This is a genomic window from Clostridium sp. TJA085 (genome assembly GCF_058310235.1).
The window spans coordinates 151,467-171,058 of sequence record NZ_JBZEEZ010000002.1; the positions used below are offsets into that span (position 1 = coordinate 151,467).

General features: G+C 27.4%; 17 protein-coding genes and 1 other annotated feature. Of the genes, 3 read left to right on the forward strand and 14 right to left on the reverse strand.

Annotation, left to right across the window (positions count from 1 at the left end):
* Window positions 1–45: 45 nt before the first annotated feature.
* Window positions 46–558 (reverse strand): hypothetical protein, encoded by a 513-nt coding sequence (locus AC4FQW_RS08000; protein WP_491148368.1) that lies wholly within the window; start codon window positions 556–558, stop codon window positions 46–48.
* Between the two features lie 248 nt (window positions 559–806).
* Between AC4FQW_RS08000 and AC4FQW_RS08005 the strand changes: the two genes are divergently transcribed.
* The gene (locus AC4FQW_RS08005; protein ID WP_303130154.1) at window positions 807–1,865 is read left to right on the forward strand and encodes an NAD(P)-dependent alcohol dehydrogenase; all 1,059 of its coding nucleotides are present in this window, start codon (window positions 807–809) and stop codon (window positions 1,863–1,865) included.
* Between the two features lie 75 nt (window positions 1,866–1,940).
* On the opposite strand, the gene AC4FQW_RS08010 is transcribed toward AC4FQW_RS08005, so the two are convergent.
* The 5 genes from AC4FQW_RS08010 to AC4FQW_RS08030 form a co-directional block, all read right to left on the reverse strand.
* Complete coding sequence (locus AC4FQW_RS08010; protein WP_491148369.1) at window positions 1,941–2,252, reverse strand: PTS sugar transporter subunit IIB; 312 nt, start codon at window positions 2,250–2,252, stop codon at window positions 1,941–1,943.
* Between the two features lie 32 nt (window positions 2,253–2,284).
* Window positions 2,285–2,593 (reverse strand): PTS sugar transporter subunit IIA, encoded by a 309-nt coding sequence (locus AC4FQW_RS08015; protein WP_491148371.1) that lies wholly within the window; start codon window positions 2,591–2,593, stop codon window positions 2,285–2,287.
* Between the two features lie 586 nt (window positions 2,594–3,179).
* Window positions 3,180–4,109 carry an aminoglycoside phosphotransferase family protein gene (locus AC4FQW_RS08020; protein ID WP_491148373.1) on the reverse strand — a complete coding sequence of 310 codons (930 nt, stop codon included), beginning with the start codon at window positions 4,107–4,109 and terminating at the stop codon, window positions 3,180–3,182.
* Window positions 4,110–4,275: 166 nt separating this feature from the next.
* On the reverse strand, window positions 4,276–5,106 hold the full coding sequence (locus AC4FQW_RS08025; protein ID WP_303130159.1) for a pyridoxamine kinase: 831 nt from the start codon (window positions 5,104–5,106) through the stop codon (window positions 4,276–4,278).
* A 245-nt stretch (window positions 5,107–5,351) separates the two neighbouring features.
* Window positions 5,352–6,011 carry a YitT family protein gene (locus AC4FQW_RS08030; protein WP_303130160.1) on the reverse strand — a complete coding sequence of 220 codons (660 nt, stop codon included), beginning with the start codon at window positions 6,009–6,011 and terminating at the stop codon, window positions 5,352–5,354.
* Between the two features lie 288 nt (window positions 6,012–6,299).
* Window positions 6,300–6,504 (forward strand) — a binding site (T-box leader).
* 333 nt (window positions 6,505–6,837) lie between these two features.
* Here AC4FQW_RS08030 and leuS point away from each other — a divergent pair.
* Window positions 6,838–9,285 carry a leucine--tRNA ligase gene (gene leuS / locus AC4FQW_RS08035; RefSeq protein ID WP_491148375.1) on the forward strand — a complete coding sequence of 816 codons (2,448 nt, stop codon included), beginning with the start codon at window positions 6,838–6,840 and terminating at the stop codon, window positions 9,283–9,285.
* 80 nt (window positions 9,286–9,365) lie between these two features.
* Here the strand turns inward: leuS and adhE are convergent, their stop codons facing one another.
* Window positions 9,366–11,993, reverse strand: coding sequence for a bifunctional acetaldehyde-CoA/alcohol dehydrogenase (gene adhE, locus AC4FQW_RS08040; protein WP_491148377.1), 2,628 nt, complete (start codon window positions 11,991–11,993; stop codon window positions 9,366–9,368).
* A gap of 188 nt (window positions 11,994–12,181) precedes the next feature.
* Window positions 12,182–12,925 carry a hypothetical protein gene (locus tag AC4FQW_RS08045; RefSeq protein WP_491148379.1) on the reverse strand — a complete coding sequence of 248 codons (744 nt, stop codon included), beginning with the start codon at window positions 12,923–12,925 and terminating at the stop codon, window positions 12,182–12,184.
* A 191-nt stretch (window positions 12,926–13,116) separates the two neighbouring features.
* On the opposite strand from AC4FQW_RS08045, the gene AC4FQW_RS08050 reads away from it, so the two are divergent.
* Window positions 13,117–13,446: a HesB-like protein gene (locus AC4FQW_RS08050; RefSeq protein WP_303129502.1), complete on the forward strand. Its 330-nt coding sequence runs from the start codon at window positions 13,117–13,119 to the stop codon at window positions 13,444–13,446.
* A gap of 62 nt (window positions 13,447–13,508) precedes the next feature.
* Here the strand turns inward: AC4FQW_RS08050 and AC4FQW_RS08055 are convergent, their stop codons facing one another.
* The 6 genes from AC4FQW_RS08055 to AC4FQW_RS08080 all read right to left on the reverse strand — a co-directional run bounded on the left by AC4FQW_RS08055 (window position 13,509) and on the right by AC4FQW_RS08080 (window position 19,584).
* Window positions 13,509–14,186, reverse strand: coding sequence for a hypothetical protein (locus AC4FQW_RS08055; protein WP_491148380.1), 678 nt, complete (start codon window positions 14,184–14,186; stop codon window positions 13,509–13,511).
* A 163-nt stretch (window positions 14,187–14,349) separates the two neighbouring features.
* The gene (locus tag AC4FQW_RS08060) at window positions 14,350–15,693 is read right to left on the reverse strand and encodes a vWA domain-containing protein (protein ID WP_491148381.1); all 1,344 of its coding nucleotides are present in this window, start codon (window positions 15,691–15,693) and stop codon (window positions 14,350–14,352) included.
* Between the two features lie 41 nt (window positions 15,694–15,734).
* A complete protein-coding gene (locus tag AC4FQW_RS08065) occupies window positions 15,735–16,817 on the reverse strand; it encodes an ATP-binding protein (protein ID WP_491148383.1) in 1,083 nt (360 codons plus the stop codon).
* A gap of 13 nt (window positions 16,818–16,830) precedes the next feature.
* A complete protein-coding gene (locus AC4FQW_RS08070) occupies window positions 16,831–17,580 on the reverse strand; it encodes a hypothetical protein (RefSeq protein WP_303129525.1) in 750 nt (249 codons plus the stop codon).
* Window positions 17,581–17,919: 339 nt separating this feature from the next.
* Entirely contained in the window at window positions 17,920–18,711 is a 792-nt protein-coding gene (yjbM, locus tag AC4FQW_RS08075; protein WP_303129506.1) for a GTP diphosphokinase, read from the reverse strand.
* 183 nt (window positions 18,712–18,894) lie between these two features.
* Complete coding sequence (locus AC4FQW_RS08080) at window positions 18,895–19,584, reverse strand: metallophosphoesterase (protein ID WP_303129507.1); 690 nt, start codon at window positions 19,582–19,584, stop codon at window positions 18,895–18,897.
* Window positions 19,585–19,592: the final 8 nt, after the last annotated feature.

Here is a 19,592-nt window from a genome sequence, read left to right on the forward strand (position 1 = left end):
TATACATAAAATTTTAGCAGCATCACTTTTATGTAATACTGCCATTTAATTTTGTATATAATGAACTTCATAATTATGGTCTCTTAATTTTTTTATAAGTCCATTTGTGTTACGACATCTTAAAGATAATTTCTTTTCACTTTTATCTTTATAACAAAGTTTCATCTTACAATAGTCCTTATTAAACTCCGCTTCAATATAATTAATATTTTCTGTATTATTTATTTTATATAAAGTTCCAATTCTATTTTTAGATACATAAAAATATTGATTATTTAAAGCTAATATCATTGCATAAAAAGAACCTACAAACATTATAAATTTAATATCTCCTACTATTAATGAACATATAACCATGATTTGAATAGAGACTATCATAATTATTATTGAATAATAAGAAATTTTATAATTATTTTTCTCTCTTCCATTTTTTAAATTTAAATCTACAATATTATACTCATAACCTTTTAATTCTTTTTTACTCTTTATTGTTTTTATAATAAGTATTATATTTATTATAAAGAAAACAATACCTAAAAAAACTCCAAAATAATCCAAAGTTATCCCCCTTTTTCTTTTAGTAGTTAAAGCTATTTTGTTATATTTTTTGTAAAGTTATAATAATTACATAAATTATACCATTTTTTTCTTGTCTAACCAATTATTAATGATATTATTAATTTCTGTATTTAAATAAATATTAAATTATAGTGTTCCATTTAAATACATTTTATTATATATTTTACTAATATCCCATTCTATATGTTATAATTATATAGTAAAATTTCAAAGGAGGTTGAGACTTAATGAAAGGTTTTGCAATGAAAAAAATAGGAGAAATTGGTTGGGTAGAAAAGGAAGTTCCTTCTCTAGGTGCAAAGGATGCACTTGTTAGACCTACTGCCCTTTCACCATGTACATCAGATGTTCATACAGTATGGGCTGGTGCAATTGGTGATCGTAAAGATATGATTTTAGGACATGAAGCTGTTGGTATTGTAGAAGCTGTTGGAAGTGAAGTAAAGGATTTTAAACCTGGAGATAGAGTTGTTGTTCCTGCTATTACACCAGATTGGGATTCTTTAGAAGCTCAAGCTGGTTATGCTATGCATTCTGGTGGAATGTTATCTGGTTGGAAATTCTCAAATTTTAAAGATGGGGTATTTGCAGAATATTTTCATGTAAATGATGCTGATGGAAATATGGCTATTCTTCCAGAATCCATTGATGATGCATCTGGAGTTATGCTTTGTGATATGATGCCTACAGGATTCCATGGTGTTGAACTTGCAGATGTTCAATTTGGAGATAAAGTTCTTGTTATAGGAATTGGTCCAGTTGGACTTATGTCAGTAGCTGGTGCAGCAATTAGAGGTGCTTCTGAAATTTATGCTGTTGGAAGTAGACCAAACTGTATTGAAATTGCTAAAGATTATGGCGCTACACACATAATTAATTATAAAAATGGTTCAATTGAAGATCAAGTTATGAAACTAACAAATGGAAAAGGTGTTGATAAAGTTATTATTGCCGGTGGAGATGTAGATACTTTCAGCACAGCTATTAAAGTACTTAAACCTGGTGGAAAAATTGGAAATGTAAATTATCTTGGTGAAGGTGATTATGTAAAAATCCCACGTGTTGAATGGGGATGCGGAATGGCACATAAGCAAATTTCTGCTGGATTAATGCCTGGAGGACGTCTACGTATGGAAAAACTTATTTCCTTAATTGAAACAAAACGTGTAGATCCTTCTAAATTAATAACACATCGCTTCACTGGATTTGATAAAATAGAGGAAGCTCTTCTTTTAATGAAGGACAAACCAAAAAATTTAATTAAACCAGTTGTTTTTATTGAATAATAAAAATTAATAAAAAAGTATAGATTTTTATTTAAATCTATACTTTTTTTCTTATTTAACTTTTATTGAACTAAATTACAATTTAAGAATCTCCTTAACTTGTTCTAAAAGCTTATCACCACCAAGTTGTCTATAACCTTGTGATTCAATTAATGCAAATGGAGTATCAAAATTCTTTGCATGATTTTTTAAATAATCAAACCTATGCCTAACTTGAGGTGCAATCATTGCAATATCATATCCATTTTTTATTTCATCTTCAAATTCTTGAGTACTAACTGCTGATACTACCATTTTAATTCCTTCTTTATCAGCTGCCTTTTTTAATTCATTAACTGCAATTGCACTTGTTATTCCTTGAGAACAAACAAATAAAACCTTTAACATTTTTAATTAATTTCCCCCTTAAAATTTATTAATTAAATAGGGTTATATGAACTATCTGAATATGTCTTTATTTTATAAAAATCAATTATGCCTTCTATTAAATTTTTAGCTTCTATTGCTGTCATTAAATGGTCTTGAGCATGTACCATTAAAATTGTTACTTCTATATTATTACCTGCTGCTTCTTCCTGAATAATTTTATGTTCAATTGAATTAGCCTTTAAAAGTAACTCGTCAGACTTCTTAAGAAGCTTTTCTGCTTTATCAAATCTTTCAACTTTAGCTTCTCCAGCATTATATATTATATCAAGCATTACTTGTTTCATATTTAGATTACTCATAAAATAATCACCCCTATTTAAACTTTATTTATTATTATATTTAAATTTTTTATTAACCTACTCTATATATTTAATAATTTTTATTATTTATAAATCTAATCTCATTAATATTTATGGAAATATAAGGTAAAATATTATATATAATTTATTTTTCTAATTTAATTTTAGTTTTTAAATTTTATATTTTAATATAGGATTTTGCTTCACTTAATTTATACTTCAAATGATTATTAATATTAAACATTTTCTCTAATTTACAACATAAATTTATGTAAAAGAAGAGGTTAAAGGGGGATATTTATGGGAACAAGTTTTGTATCATTTATTTTCAACAAAGACTTATTATTTTTATTTTTTCTTATATTAGTACTTATAATTTTATTGATATATTTAAATTTCTTTAAGAGAAAATAATAAAAGGCATATAACTTTTAATCTAAAGTTATATGCCTTTATTAGTATAATCTATTTCTATATTAAATTAATATTGACAGCTCCAGTAAAATCCAAGTTAAATAATCTATTTATATATTAAATTCATATCAAGCTAAACGACTTAAATTATTATTTCTAGATATATAATAATTTATTTATATAGTAACTTCATATCCTTTGGACCTTTGTACCAAACCGGAATAACTGTATTAAATTCATCATACCACTTTACAAGATTATTAGCGTTTTCAATCATAAAATTAATTTCTTTATCTCCAAACGGAACTGCCCATGAAACTGCAGATAGAGAATTTGTACAAACATACAATGCTAAAAGCCTAAAAAATTCCTCTGGTACTTTATTGTTAAAATATCCATGAATTTGACCAATTGCAAACGGAACACTTACTCTCCATGAGAAAAATATTCTATTAAACTCTTCCCATGGATCACCATAATCAAACCTATTAAAATCAATTACTCCAATATTGTTATTATCAGTAATAATTAAATTTCCAATATGATAATCTCCGTGATGAAAACTTTGCTTTCTTCCCTTTATATAAGGTTTTAAATTATTTATAAAGTTAATCATCTTTAAATCTTCATTTATTTTATATCCACATTCTTTATAAAGCTTAATTTTTCTTTCTATTTTTTCTTCATATCTTTTTTCCCAAGTTCCTTTAAACTCAAAAGGCTCTATTGTATGTATCTTCTTTAAAATTACCCCTGATTTTACACCAAGCTTATATTGTTCCTTTTCATTAAATTCCTTTATTTTTTCTAGTGCATCATATCCTTCAACCCACTTAACTAATATATAAACATACTTTAAATCTTTAGAAATACCAACTTCAATAGCTTTGGATGTTTTTATTTTTAGTTTTTCACATAGCTTTATGCTTTTATATTCATTAAATTTATTTTCTTTTTGTGAAATATCGTTAACTCTAAGTAAGTACTTATTACCTTTATCATCTTCAATATAAAATTTTTTATCACTTGACCAACCTTTTAATAAATGCTCCACTTTTACAGCATTTATTTTCAAAGGGATATTATTTAAAATATTAACCATAATTTCACCACCTATTATAAAAATAGTTTAATGTTTTAGTACAATTATAATTTTAAAATCTTTTAAGTCATATATTTTATATTATTATTTTTTTAATAAACTAATACCAATATTCTTATTATATTATGTATAAACATAAAAAAGCATGGTAATGTTACCATACTTTTTAAATTAATCTATATAATTGCTTTTCAAGTAAAACTCCTTCAATAGCTGGATAATCAAATTGCATACTATATTCAATACAATCTTTAACAAATTCCCCAGACCTTCTTGAAGCAGTAACTAAATCTGTTCCTCTTAAAACTTCTGTGCATAAAACTCCAGCAAAAATATCTCCAGTACCTGTATATGATTTTTTCATCTTTTCATGAGTTACAAAAGTTAAATCTTCTCCATCAAATACAGCTATTTTTAATTCATTTTCCTTACTTGATGGTACTGAAGTTATAATTATATTTTTAGCTCCAAGTTCTCTTAAATCATAAATTATATCTTTAATATAATCTTCATTATAAATTTCTCTAATTTCTTTTTCCCTTCCTGTTAAAAATAAAGCTTCAGTAAAATTTGGAGTAATTATATTGCTATATTTTAAAAGTTCCCTAATTTTATAAACATAATTCATATCAAATCCACTATATAATTTAAAATCATCAGCGAATATTGGATCAATTATATTTATACAATCTTTTACTTCCTTCAAATAATTTTGTGTTTGATTTATATTTTCTATATTTCCTAAATATCCAATATAATTTAAATCAAAATATATATTATTTTCTTTCATACTTCTAGTTGCATCTTCTATAAAAGTTTTACCAGTGAATGTAGCAATATCTTTAAATCCTTCAGTATGACTTGATAATACTATTGAAGGCATTGGACATGCTTCTATTCCTCTAACACTCATAATAGGCATCATATTTGTAATAGAAACCTTTCCTACTGTACAAAAACTATTTATCATTAATACTCTATCTATTGGCTTCTTCATAACCCTTATCTCCTAAACCTCAAATTTATTTATATTCTCATTCTTTAAATTATTTTTTACTTTTTATACACTAATTATTGTTCCAAAATTTAATATTTAATAATCTCTATTTTATGTTATTACCTTAAGGACAGGCAGTCAAATGTATCGATACATATTTTTTTAATATAATATTATTAAATATAAAGTATAATTATCTAAAACAAAAAAGCTATTATAGAATTAACTATAATAGCTTAAAATCTCTATGTTGTTATAGATTTTTTTGTATCTATATTTTCTTCTTCATCTTTATTTATCTTATCATTTTCAATACTTTTATTTTTATATTCATATATAATCTCAATAAGATTTCCACTTATAGTAACAGCTAATATAGAATACATAACCTGATCTACCCTTAAATATACTAATGAAAGTAACAGTACTATGGCATCAGTTAACATATAAACATGATTAACCTTTAAAGGAGTAAATTTACTACCTAAAAGAGCAATAACATCATCTCCACCTGATGCTCCTCCTCCACGAAGTACAAATCCTACACCAACTCCTACAAAAAGTCCTGCAAAAATACTTCCAAAAATCATATATTCATTAAGGCTTGGCACAACAAAACCTACGCTTTCAAATATTCTATAAAATACTGAAAAGCAAGCTGTTGAGAATATAGAAAAAATTAAAAATCTTTTTCCAAAAAATCTTGCTCCAAGAGCAAATAATGAAAAATCTATTATAAGATTAGTTACTGATGGCGATATATTAAAAATATTTTTAACAAGAAGAAGTAATCCTAAAACCCCTCCTTCTGTAATGCCATTTTGGTAATTAAAATTATAAGTACCAAAAGCTAATATACTTGACCCTAGTATTACTAAAAGAATTCCCTTAATAATACCTTTCAAGTTTTTTGACCTGGAATACAAAATATCACGCTCCAAATTACAAATTTTTGTTTAGGCCTTATACTATGTATTATATTACAAGTGCTATATATTGTGAAATCTCCCTAATTATCTATAACTCTATCAATCAATTGCTATAACAAATGGCACCTGTTCTCCTTTAATCTCTTAATATTTCCTTCATGTATCTATATAACTTAAAATATCATTGACTTAATTATATTTTCTAATATATAATTAGAAAAAGTGTTATAGTTTTTATAGCACTAATTTTTTAAAACTTAATTATATATTGCTTTGAATAGGAGTAGTACTATAAACTTGTGTTTTTTAGAGAGCTATTGTTTGGTGCAAAATAGCATCACAAATATAGGAACTTGCCTAGGAGCTTACTTGTGTTGAAGCAAGTACGGGAAACCGTTAAATTATTGAGTGAGGAATTATTAAATTCCTAAAAAGAGTGGTAACGCGGAAGTATCCTTTCGTCTCTTAAATTTTTAAGAGGCTTAAGGATTTTTTTATTTTCTTTAATTTTTATAGAACTTATAATAAAAACTTAAACTTTTTTAATTAATAAAAATTATAGTAAGGATTTTAACTTTTTTATTATATTTTATTAAAATAAACACTCTCAAACTTAAAAGGAAATAAAATATTTTTAATCTAAATCTTATTTTAAATATTTTTATATGTATTTCCTTTTCTAATAATTTTGTTATTAATTTCAATTTTATTTCTTGAATTTAATAAAACAAAATTTAAATTTGCAAATTATAAAGCATATTATGTGCTACATATAAAAGATATATTTAAGGAGGAATTTTTAATGGGAAACTATGGAACTGCCATAGATAAGAAATGGCAAGAAAAGTGGGAAAATGAACAATTATATAAATTTGACCCAAACAATTTAGATAAAAAACTTTACGTTCTTGAAATGTTCTCTTATCCATCAGGAAGCCAACTTCACGCTGGACACTGGTTTAACTATGGACCAGTTGATACATGGGCAAGATTTAAAAGAATGAATGGCTACAACGTATTTCAACCAATGGGATTTGATGCCTTTGGTCTTCCAGCAGAAAACTTTGCTATAAAGACAGGTATTCATCCACAAGATTCAACAGAAAAAAATATTAAAAACATGGAAGCTCAACTTAAAGCTATGGGAGCTATGTTCAACTGGGAAAATGAGCTTGTAACTTGTAGACCAGATTACTATAAATGGACTCAATGGTTATTCTTAAAGCTTTATGAAAAAGGATTAGCTTACAGAAAAAAAGCTCCTGTAAACTGGTGTCCATCATGTAACACAGTTTTAGCTAATGAACAAGTTGTTGATGGTGCATGTGAAAGATGTGGAACTGAAGTAACTAAAAAGGACTTAACTCAATGGTTCTTAAAAATTACTGATTACGCTGACGAGTTACTTGAAAAACTTGATGGACTTAACTGGCCAGAAAAAACTGTAGCTATGCAAAAACACTGGATTGGTAAATCAACTGGTGCTGAAGTTACATTTAAAGTTAAAGATAGTGATTTATCATTTAACGTATTTACTACAAGAGTTGATACATTAAATGGAGTTTCATATGTTGTTTTAGCTCCTGAAAATGAATTAGTTAACAAATTAGTTACTGATGAAAACAAAGAAGCTGTTGAAAAATACAAAGAAGAAGCTATAAAACAATCAGATATAGAAAGACAATCAAGTACAAAAGAAAAGTCTGGAGTATTTACTGGTGCTTATGCTATAAATCCTATAAACGGAAAAGAAGTTCCAATATGGGTAGCTGATTATGTACTTGCAAGCTATGGTACAGGTGCTGTTATGGCAGTTCCAGCTCATGATGAAAGAGATTTTGCTTTTGCAACTAAGTTTAATCTTCCAATAAACAGAGTTATAGCGCCAAAAGATGGCTTAGAAGTAGAACTTCCATACTGCGAGCATGGAATATTAGTTAACTCAGGTGAATTTGATGGATTAACTACAAAAGAAGCTAAAGTTAAAATAGTTGAAAAACTAGCTGAATCTAATGAAGGAAGTCAAAAAGTTAACTTTAGATTAAGAGACTGGCTTGTATCAAGACAAAGATACTGGGGAGCTCCAATTCCAATGATTTATTGTGAAAAATGTGGAACAGTTCCAGTACCTGAAAAAGACCTTCCAGTTCAATTACCATATGATGTTGAATTTGCACCAGATGGTAAATCACCACTTGCTAAGTGTGAGGAATTTGTAAATACAACTTGTCCTTGCTGTGGTGGAAAAGCAAAAAGAGAAGTTGATACTTTAGATACATTTGTTTGTTCATCATGGTATTACTTAAGATACCCAGATAACAAAAATGAAAAAGAACCTTTCAATAAAGAACTTATAGATAAAATGCTTCCTGTTGATATGTATGTTGGAGGACCAGAGCATGCTTGTATGCACCTTCTATATGCAAGATTTATAACAAAAGCATTAAGAGATATGGGATACTTAAACTTTGATGAACCATTTACTTCATTAGTTCACCAAGGATTAATTTTAGGACCAGATGGACTTAAAATGAGTAAATCAAAAGGAAATACAATTTCACCAGATGATTACATTAAAGAATATGGTGCTGATGTATTTAGAATGTACTTAATGTTTGGTTTTGCTTATACTGAAGGTGGAGCTTGGAGTGATGACGGAATTAAATCTGTTGCAAGATTTGTAGATAGAATCGAAAGAAACTTAGAAACTGCACTAGAAGCTATAAATGGAGACCAAACTAAAGATACAGTTGATAAGGCTGAAAAAGAACTTAACTTCTGGTTAAACACTGCAATTAAAGGTGTTACTGAAGATGGAGAAAAAATGCAATTTAATACTGCAATTGCAAGAATGATGGAATTTATAAATGCCCTATCAAAATACAACAAAGAACAAGTTAAAAATACTAAGTTCTTAAAAGAAGTATGCGAAAGCTTTATAAAAATTCTAGCACCATTTGCACCTCACTTTGCTGAAGAACAATGGAGCAAGTTCTCTAATACTACTTCAGTATTTAACGAAGCTTGGCCAAAATTTGACCCAAGTGCATTAGTTAAAGATGAAGTTGAAATAGCTGTTCAAATTAACGGAAAAGTAAGAGCTAAAGTTGTTATTCCAAACGGAGCAGATGATGAAACTATAAAAGCTGCTGTTTTAGCTGATGAAAATGTAATTAAAAATACAGAAGGTAAAAACATAGTTAAAATTATAGTTATAAAAGGAAAATTAGTTAATATAGTTGTTAAGTAATTTAATACAAAAGAGATTATCTATTATTTTAGATAATCTCTTTTTTTAATTTCATATGTATTATAATATATTTATTTTAATTAGACTTCTGTCTTATCTTCCTTAACTGGCTCTGCATCCCTATTTCCTTCATAAGCATTTATGTACATTTGTTTTATTTCGCTCATAAGTGGATATCTTGGATTTGCTCCAGTACATTGATCATCAAATGCTTGCTCAACCATTTCATCTAAAGTAGCATAGAATTTATCCTCTGAAACTCCAGCTTCTTTTATTGATTTTGGCATTCCAACTGTATCATTTAAATCATCAATAGCCTTTAATAAACTTTCAACTTTTTCATCATCATTATCTCCTGGAAGTCCAAGATAAGCTGCTACCCTTGCATATCTCCACTTAGCATTTGGATATTTATATTGTGGAAATGCTGCTTGTTTTCTTGGTGCATCTTCTGCATTAAACTTAATTACTTCTTTTATTAATAAAGCATTTGCCATTCCATGTGGTATATGATGGAATGCTCCAAGCTTATGAGCCATTGAGTGACAAACTCCTAAGAAAGCATTTGCAAAGGCCATACCTGCCATTGATGCTGCATGAGCCATTTTCTCTCTTGCTTTTATATTTTCTGAACCATTTAAATATGAAACTGGAAGATACTTAAACACTAATCTTATTGCTTCAAGTGCTAATCCATTTGTATATTCAGAAGCTAATACTGATACATAAGCTTCTAATGCATGAACTAATACATCAATTCCTGATGCTGCTGTAAGACCTTTTGGCATACTCATCATAAGTGCTGCATCAACAATAGCCATATTTGGTGTTAATTCATAATCAGCAAGTGGATATTTAACACCTGTTTCTTCATCTGTTATAACAGCAAATGGTGTAACTTCTGAACCTGTACCTGCTGATGTTGGAATTGAAACCATCATAGCTTTTTTTCCAAGCTCAGGGAATTTAAATACCCTCTTTCTTATATCCATAAATCTCATTGCAAGTTCATCAAATTTAACATCTGGATGTTCATAAAGAACCCACATTATTTTTGCTGCATCCATTGGTGATCCACCACCAACTGCAATTATTACATCAGGATTAAATGAAAGCATTTCTTTTGCTCCATTTTTTGCAGCTCCAAGTGTAGGGTCTGGCTCAACATCTGTAAATACTTTAAATTCTATATCACATTCTTCTAATATTTCTCTAATTTCATCTGTATATCCAAGATCAAATAAAACTTTATCTGTTACGATAAATGCTTTCTTCTTGCCCATTTCACATAATTCTTTAAGAGCAACTGGAAGACATCCATACTTAAAGTAAGTTTTTTCTGGAACTCTAAACCAAAGCATATTTTCTCTCCTCTCAGCTACACTCTTAATATTTAATAAATGCTTAGGACCAACATTTTCTGCAACTGAGTTTCCACCCCATGAACCACAACCAAGGGTTAAAGATGGTGCTAGTTTAAAATTAAATATATCTCCAATAGCTCCTTGTGATGATGGCATATTAACTAAAGTTCTTGCTGTCTTCATTGTTGTTCCAAACTTATCAATTCTATCTCTTGATTTAACTTGATCTGTATAAAGTACTGATGTATGGCCATATCCACCAAGTTCTATAAGTCTTGATGCTTTCTTTAAAGCCTCATCAAAAGTTTTTGCTCTATACATTCCAAGTATTGGTGATAGTTTTTCATGTGAAAATGGTTCTTCAAGTTCAACTGATTTTACTTCTCCAATTAAAACTTTAGCATCCTTTGGAACTTTAACCCCAGCCATCTTGGCAATCTTATATGCTGATTGACCAACTATGGCTGCATTTAATCCACCCTTTTCATTTAAAATAACTTTTCTTACTTGATCACACTCTCTATCATTTAAAAGATAAGCTCCTCTATCCATAAGCTCACTTCTAACTTCATTATAAACTTCATCTAAAACTATAATACTTTGCTCTGATGCACATATAACACCATTATCAAAAGTTTTTGAAAGTAATATAGAGTTAACAGCCATCTTAATATGTGCTGTTTCATCAATTATAGCTGGAGTATTTCCAGCACCAACACCTATTGCTGGCTTTCCTGATGAATAAGCTGCTTTAACCATAGCAGGTCCACCAGTTGCTAGTATAATATCCGCTTCTTGCATAACCTTTTGAGAAAGTTCAACTGATGGTTCATCAATCCAACCAATTATACCTTCTGGAGCTCCTGCCTTAACAGCTGCATCTAATATTATTTTAGCAGCCTTAATTGTTGCATTTTTAGCTCTTGGATGAGGTGATATAATTATTGCATTTCTTGTCTTTAAAGATATTAAAGCCTTAAAAATTGCAGTTGAAGTTGGATTAGTAGTTGGAACAATTGCTGCAACTACGCCAATTGGTTCAGCTACTTTTGTAATTCCAAAAGTTTTATCCCTCTCTATAATTCCACAAGTTTTCATATCTTTATATTGATTATAAATATATTCAGATGCAAAATGATTTTTAATTACCTTATCTTCTATTATTCCCATTCCGCTCTCTTTAACAGCTATTCTTGAAAGCTCAATTCTAGCATTATTAGCTGCCATTGCAGCTGCTCTAAAAATATCATCTACTTGTTCTTGAGTGTATGTTTGAAACTTTTTTTGAGCAGCTCTAAGCTGTTCCATCTTTTTAGATAATTCCTCTGAATTAGTGACCTTCATAATAATTCCTCCTAAGCTTTATTTAATAAGCCTTATTACACTTTAGTAGTTTTAGAATTATTATGATAATTTATTCATTTTTTACTTATTTTAAATATTTGCTTTTATAATAAATTTATTTATAAAATAGATTATATTTTAACTTAGAATTATTTTATATTAAATTAAGTTGCCTTATAATATAATTTTTACTTATTAAGCTCTTCTTTAAATTCCTCTAAAATTTTAGATACAAGAGAACCATTTAGTTGCTTATACCATTTTAAGTAACCAGATTCCTGAAGTGAAACAAATATATGTTTGCTTAAATCCATCCAAAGCTCTGGAATATAAACCCATACTATTTCTTCATATCTACAACTTAATAAGAAATGTTCTACTCCCCAAAAGACATAATCAGTTATTTTATGTGCTTTCATAAAATGCTTATAATCTTCAACAACTTTTTCTGTTAATTTGTATTCATATATATCAACATAAAAATAATCAAATGTTTCTCCTTTTACTTTAAAAGCATCTTCATTAATTATTTTTATTTTTTCATTCTCTCCAAAATTATTTAAATAAAGATCTATAATATCTTTTTCAAGTTCATATACTATTATTTCTTTAACTTCTTTTCTCTTTGCCATTTCTTGAACAGTAAAACCAAGTCCAAGTCCAACAACTCCAACTCTTCCATGAGCATTTTTTATAATACCATAAGTACTTTCAACTTCTCTAAAGTCTAATCTCATCCAATAATTATTTTTACCTACAAGTTCAAAGAAATCTAATTCTATACCTTGTTCATTTTCATAAAGATATCCTTCTGTACTTTTAAAAGGTCCTTTAAGCTTTACTATTTTATGTTCATTTATTTCTTCCTCTTTTAACTTGTCATTATATTCTTTAATTTTTTCTACTACAAATTTTTTTACATATGGTTTCACTAAAAACCATCCTTTCTACATTTAATACTATTTCCTTACTTAATAATAAATTCGCCTTAAAACTTAGTATACCTTTATTTTTTAAAATTTACATAATTTTTTTAATTCTGACTGGTTTACTTTGAATTAAATTGTGTTATAATAATTATAAGTTCAAAATTTAATTTTAATTATAAGGATTGGTGAAATATATGAAAAACATAACAATAAGCGATGCAGCTTACAATGAATTTAAAGAATTTTTAGATGAAAATAAAGTTGAAAATTATAATATAAGAATAAACTTAGCTGGAATGGCTTGTAGTGGTCCAGTATTCAACATTACTGTTGATGAAGCTAACGATAATGATGTTGTTGAAGCAGTAAATGAAGTAAACTTCATTATGGAAAAATCATTAATCGATGAATTTGGTGGATTTATCTTACTTGCATCAGAAGAAAATAACGGAAACGGATTAAGCTTAAAACCAGTAATCGCTCCAGAAGGTGGTTGCGGTTCATGTGGTGGTGGATGTCACTAATCCACACAAAAAGGATGTCTTAATTAAGACATCCTTTTATTTTTATTATTTACAAAATTTCATTAATTTATTATTTTTGTTTTAACTACTTCTTTTGTAAAATCATAGTCTGTATAATTTTCATTTATTTGATTTATTTTATTTAACATATCAATCCAACATTTATCTTTTACAGCTTTTTCTTCTTTCTCTTTACCATCTAATCCACTTAAATTTTTATCATTAAATTCATGATAAAACATTTTAGTTTTCTCAGATAAACTCTTCATCACTTGGAAATCCTGAAGTCCTTTTCCTGAAAGCTTTAATTCATTTTCCTCTGTATTCATTATATTACTTAAACTATTTTCTAAATAATTTTCTATTCTTGAATATACTTCATTTTGTAATATAGAACTTGTATCTATTTTCTTCTTAGAAAACACTCCTGAATAATTAGAATTATAATAATTATAATCATCCCAAAGTTCAATTAGACATTCAGATAAAGCCCCATAATTTTTATATAATAATAATACTTCTTCATTGCTAATCTTTTTTATTTCAGTAGCCTTGTTTAATATATTATATATTTTATCATTACTAACTTTTATAGTTACTATGTTCTTGTATGAATTCATTCCTACTCTATGTTCATATCTACTATTATTTAAATACATAATTATATTGAATACAAAACTTACAAACATTATTAATACAAGTAACGTTAAATACTTATTGTGTTTTTTTAACTTATGCATGTTAACACCCCTTATAAATTAATATTAACATAAAGTACACATTTTTTCTATTAACTTAACAAATTTAAAATACTTATAATCTTATATAATATATAATCTTATTTAATTCTATTAATATTAATTTAATCATATAACTTTACATAACTATAATTTATATAATAAATCACCTTGCCCAATCATGAATAACTCCTCTAATCATTTGAAGAGCAGCATCTCCACTTTCTGATTTTTTTATTGTTTTATTAATATGCTTTATAGTTCCAAAAGGTTTTTTTAATGAAAGATTAGAGTCCCCTGTTATTACCCATATAACATTTTTTATATTTGGCTTTATAGTAAGTTCTGCCTCACCTTCACCATCAGTAAAATAAATTAAAACTCTATCTTGTAATCTATTATCTTTTATATATTCAAAAACCTTTGAAAATTTAGTTGCTCCATTTTTTTTACTTCTAGCTTTAATATCTTTTTGGGTTTTTATATCATATACTCTTCTTATTTCATCATCACATTCTATAACCTTTATTTTATCCACTCTACTTCTTGTTATAGAAAGTATTTCAATCATTATTTTATGTACTTCCTCATCACTCATACTTGCACTTATATCTATTGCAACAATAACTTCTGGAATAGAATCACGTAAAACACCTCTAAGGTCTACCCTATTTGGCTGTCTCCTATCTCTTCTAACTATAGTTTTCTTATATCCACTCTTTACTATTGGAAGTAATCTTTTTAAAGTATTTTGCCAATCAATTTCTTCTTTTTCTTTATATCCTTTAATAATATCTAATATACTTTTTGGAGTATCACCTTTAGCTGAACTTATAGCAGTCTTTTTTGTAAGTTCTTTTACTCTTTCATTATCCATCTCAATATTTTCCCAAATATCATGAGCTGTTTCACTATTATATTCTCTTTTTACTTTATCGCTATCTTTTTTAGATTTATTTTTATCTATTCTTTTCTTAATAGCCTTATCTATTTCTTTTGCATAATATTCTAATGGTTTATCTTCTTTAAGTTCAATATTATATTCCATAGCTACTGCTTGAAGTCTTTTGCATTCCATAGGAAGATGCTTTATAAATTGATTTATTGATATATCCATGGCAACACTTACAGCTTCTTTGCTATAAGTATTTTTAAGATCTTTTTCTCTCTCATAATGATTAAACATTATATGATATATTTCATGTTTAAAAAGGGCTCCCATTTCTCTTTTTGTATTATTTAAAAATAATATTGGATTAAAAAACATTTTAAATCCATTTAATGTAGGAGTTGTAGCAAGTGGCCAAGATATATCAAGCTTTATATCTCTGTCAATTTTAAGCATAAAATTACCAAAAAAGCTGTCTTCCTCTTCAATTTCATTTATTATTATTTTTTCTATTAAACTGAAAAATTCTCTTTTAAACTTACTTGAAACATCATTTATATTTTGAAATTCAAGAGCTTCTTTTAAAAGTAAATTTCTCTTATCCTCAAAACTTGTAGCCATATCCTTCCTCCTACTAATATACTTTTTAACGTAACATAATCTTAAGCATAAATATCAAAAAATGCTTCTAAAAACTCATCTGTATCAAGAAGAGCTTCATAAACTCTTTTACTTCCTTCATGCTTTATTTCTTTCATTATTCCAAGTCTTAAATCTCTTGGGTAACATCTTAAAACTTCTCCAAATATAGAAACTTCACTATTAAACTCATCTAATCCTTCTAAATATAACAAACTACTTTTAGCTAATATATATAGTCTTGAACTATTTTCACTAAATATTCTTTCTTTAATATTTTCAGGTAAAATATCAAACTTAAATATTTCTTCTGGTTTAAGCATAGGTTTTTTCTTATTTTTTATAAAACTTGCAAAATCAGTTGATATATTAACTCCTAAATTACCTTTAACTGTACTTAAAAATACATCAAAAGAATATCTTTCCTTATTATTTTTATAAACTTTATAAGCTTTAGAAACTCTTTCATAACTTCTCGGAGTAGCTTTAATACTTTCATTTGAGTTTGGAGTATTTAAATATTCTGGGAATGTACTTATAAATTCAATAATATCCTCATCAATATTTCCATCTTTGCTCATAGCCCATTTAATCCACTCTTTAACATCAACTTCCATATCAAGCCATACAAATCTATCTTCTTGAGCTGGGTCCATATCAACAACTGCATATTCACTATCTCTGTAATTATCATATTTATTTGATGGATTCATAGCTGCAATTATTTTAACTTCTTCTGGAAGGTTATATCCATTTATTTCTCTATTTAATATTAAGTTCATAAGCTCTTGTTGAACAGCATGCTCACATCTGTTAAGTTCATCAATAAATAACAATACATTTCTTCCATTTTCTATAATCTCTGAAACTTTAGAAAGCTTATCATGAGTTGCATACACTGTTCTGCCTCTTACAACAGTTGGAAGTCCACCTATTTCCCCTTCCTTTAAAAGATTTGCATCTATTGTAATTAAAACATAATTATTTCTTTTTGCTATTTCTCTTGCAAGTGCAGTCTTTCCTATTCCACTTTCTCCAATAATAAGTGGAACATCATTTGAAGACATAACTAACTCTGCTGCACTTAAAGTATCTGAATATCTCATTTTGTCTACCTCCCTAAAGCTTACAATCCACTAAAAGTTTTTTAGTTTCTTTATCTCCGTATTCTCTTATGAAAGAAACCTTATCCATTTCTAATATTTCTAAATCCAAGAAGTTTTTCATATACTCCCTTGTCATTTCACCTTTATCTAATTTTTCAATTAATACATCAACAACAAGTTCTGGATCTATACTTTCATAAAGATACTTAACAACATTTATATTATCCTCTATAAAAAGCTTCATTTCATCGTAAGAATATCCAGCTATATAATTAATAGCTTCCTCATCTTTAATTACAGAAAGTCTTTTTACTTTAAGAGTTGGCTTTTCTATAAATCTTATTGCTCCCCAGTAGTTTAATACTGCTGCCTCTTGAACTTCTTCTGAAGGATTTTTAATATATTTTATTGCATCATAATCCTTATTTACTGCTAATAGCTTAAGTTCTTCTGAAGGATTCTCTACATATTGAATTGCCCATCCTTTTGACTTAACTGCTTCTTCAATAATTTTTTCATTTGGATTTTTTATATACTTTAATGAATTCCATAAAGCTCTTACAGATGAAATAGCAACTTCCTCATCTAAATTATCAATATGCTCTATTGATAAAGGGTCACTTTTAACAGCAAGTCTTTGAAGTTCAACACTTGGGTTTTTCATAAATTTAATCATCATTCCATTACCTTTAAGAGCTGCTTTTTTCATATCCTCTGTTGGATTTTCAATTTCAGCTATTCTTGTAGGATTTTGTTCTATCATTTTTATTATTTCTTTTTCATTTAAATTAACGTCCTTCACTATAACACCTCTTAAACAATATATAATAAAGTTTTCTATAACATTTTTTAAAACTAATATTTATATTATATTTTTATATAATACCTTTTTAAAAATACAGTAATAAACTTCAAATTCAACTTAATTATTATATAATAATAATTATCATTTATAAATTATATCATTTCTTACTATTATACTCAACATTAAATCAAAAAATAAATATAAAACTAATAGAATTATAATCATATATTTAAAACATAAAAAAGCTAGATACTTAAACTTTAAGCATCTAGCACTATTTTCAAATTATATTTAAAATTAATCTTTATATTTATCTATTTCCCTTTTTATAAGACATAGAAGATCATTAAGTTCCCAAACATCTCCATCTTCTATTAATTTATTTAACGATTTTTCGTATCTACTTGCCTCAGGTATTTTTCCTAAAGATATTAAAACTAATATGTTATTCATAATATCTGATATTATTCCTGATTTAACCTCAAATAATTTTTGAGCATCTTTAATCTCATCTTTTATCTCAAGCATTTCTTCATCAAGCTTAAATGCAGCATCTGCAGCACTCTTAAGCTTCCTTTTCAGTTCAACTGGAATTTGCTGCTTGTACTTATAGTTTAATGAATGTTCTATAGTTGCCCAAAAGTTCATAGCAAGGGTTCTTATTTGAAATTCTGCCAAAATATCAACTGGTCCTTCTGCCATATTTACAGTATACTTAATTATCATATGGTAGCTTCTATATCCACTTGATTTTACCCCTCTTACATAGTCCTTTTCATAAAGAACCTGCATATCATTTCTTCCCCTTAAAAGCTCAACAACCCTGTCTATATCATCAACAAACTGACACATAACTCTTATACCAGCTATGTCTTCCATTTCATATCTTATTCTATCAACAGGAATCCCAAATTTATTGGCTTTTTCTAATATACTTGCAACTTCCTTAACTCTACCAGTTACAAATTCAATTGGAGAATATTCTTTCTTTTTTCTGTATTCTTTTCTTATACTTTTTAGTTTAACTTTTAGTTCGTCTACTGCCTGATCATAAGGCACTAAAAAACTCTTCCAATCATTTATAGCCATTTAAATAACCCACCTATTCCTTATTACTACACTATATTATACCAAAATTTAAACTTTATGTGATATACCATTTATAATTAAAATTATGTTAACTAATAAAAAATCTTAAATAGTATATCTATTATAAATTTAAAACCTAATTAAGAGCTAAAAATAAAATTTTAGCCCTTTTACAAAAATCAACTATTCTTTTATAAGCTTAGGATTAAAATCAATAAAATCAGCTGCTGTCATTATATATTCTACTCCATGGAAATCTCCCTCTAAAACTCTATTTAAACACTTTCCATGAAGATGCCCATATATAACCTTCTCAACACCATATTCCTTACATATTTCAGTAAACTGGGAAGGTTCAAACTTTTCATTTGTTGGAGGATAATGAAGCATAACAATAAATTTATTAAATCCCTTTTTCTTAGCTTCATCTAATGAAAGTCTAAGCCTTATACCTTCTCTTAAATATATTTTTTCATCATGTGCTGTAAATCTATCTGTCCCTGGGCATATCCATCCCCTAGTTCCACAGATAGCATATTCTCCATATTCATAAAAATTATTTTGAAGAAATTTAGTATTCTCAAACATTTTATTTAACTTACTAATACTTCCCCACCAATAATCATGATTTCCTTTTGAAATTATTTTTCTACCTGGAAGATTATTTATCCATTTAAGGTCTTCTTCACTTTCATCTGATTTCATTGCCCAAGATATGTCTCCTGCAATTAAAACAGTATCATCTTCTGTTATTTTAGATAACCAATTTACTCTTATTTTTTCATGATGGTCTCTCCAATGTTCTCCAAATATATCCATTGGCTTATCCCCACTTAAAGCTAAGTGTAAATCTGATATAGCATATAAAGCCATGTCTTAAA